At 37.3% G+C, this 1,303-nt stretch carries 1 protein-coding gene and 1 pseudogene; one reads left to right on the forward strand and one right to left on the reverse strand.

Translation table 11 applies throughout. From position 1 onward, the window contains the following. Nucleotides 1-199 (forward strand): annotated as a pseudogene (locus DI44_RS19710) (transposase); the annotation flags it as partial. Nucleotides 200-374: 175 nt separating this feature from the next. On the opposite strand, the gene DI44_RS11340 reads toward DI44_RS19710, so the two are convergent. Beyond that, entirely contained in the window at nucleotides 375-803 is a 429-nt protein-coding gene (locus DI44_RS11340) for a DUF3888 domain-containing protein (protein WP_015374612.1), read from the reverse strand. Nucleotides 804-1,303 lie beyond the last annotated feature (500 nt).

Consider the following 1,303-nt stretch of genomic DNA (forward strand, 5'->3'; position numbering starts at 1 on the left):
TGGATAATCAACACTCGTGCCAACGAATCGTGGCCGAAAGTAAGAGAGGAATGCTAGCGTCTCACACTCGGACATTTTTCTTCGAAATACGGGGACCTTTATCAGCGGACAGAACTGACCGCCAAATAAGGGCAAACCTTTGCGACTCTAGGACTAGAGCCTCCCCCCGAAGATCCTAGACATTCATCCTCGCTCCTAGATACACGCCACAAGTATACCTAATCGCCTCTCAGCCCTTCTGCATCAAGGACTGAGAGGCGATTTATTTGCCTAGTCACTGTCGAACTCGGGCAGGAGAAAGTAGCTGTATAAGCTCAGCTGTTCCTCGCTGATTAGTGAGTCCATTATTTAGGAAAAATAAAAGAGGTAATACCCTATGTTTGTTTTTTTATCTTCTCTTCGATGTGCTTGTAATCAATAATACGAATTTTGTCAAAATCGATTTCAAGTGTTATTATATCAATTCCGTAAGGAGGGTTGTGAGCCCCTTTAAATGTTTCTACACGAATTTTGAGTAAGAATTTATAACGACTCCCGGGTTCTAAATTTTTAATCTCTAATATTTTAGGCTTCCACCACTGAATTCCAGATGGTTTTCCATAATAATCCTGTACTGCTTTGGTTATATAAGGCGTTAAGAAGTAAATTGAAAGGTCCTCTAAATCATTTTTATTAACCACTAATGTAGTTGTTGACTCTGTTTCATAAATTTTTGATTTGGCGACAATTTTAGTCCCGACACCATACATTCCGAATAATATTATCAAAAAGAGGGACATTACTCCTATAAATTTCCTGTTCATATTTGAATTCCTCCTTAAGTGTAAAATTTTTATCCGGCGCTATGTTTGGATTAGTACTTCTATTGGTATATGATTCGCTCACTGTTGATATACCAACGGCTTTTTACCGTTTTGCTCATGCGTTCAGCTGGTATGGTATTATGTACGCCTTTAGCAATTTCTGGGTGCTTATATTAAGTGGGATTATATATACTTTCGTTACTAAAAATTCTAATAACAGTAATAAGAAGAAACAAAAGGGTTATTCTGAAATTAATTTTCCATACGGTAGACCGAATTCTAAAGCAGATAATGGTGTTAGAGAAATTTAAGAGACATTCATGATATCAAATGTGTGCATAGCGATCCAAAAAGTAGACAGTATAAAATTGACTGATACACAGGAACTAGGGTGAAACAACTCTAGTCCCTTTTGTAAATTAGCACATTATTTCAGAGTCCCTTTTTCAAATTATTTCAGACGGATTCGGAAATAATGTGCAACTCACATTTCGCACCCT

It is taken from the genome of Geobacillus sp. CAMR5420 (assembly GCF_000691465.1).
Taxonomy (GTDB): Bacteria; Bacillota; Bacilli; order Bacillales; family Anoxybacillaceae; genus Geobacillus; species Geobacillus thermoleovorans.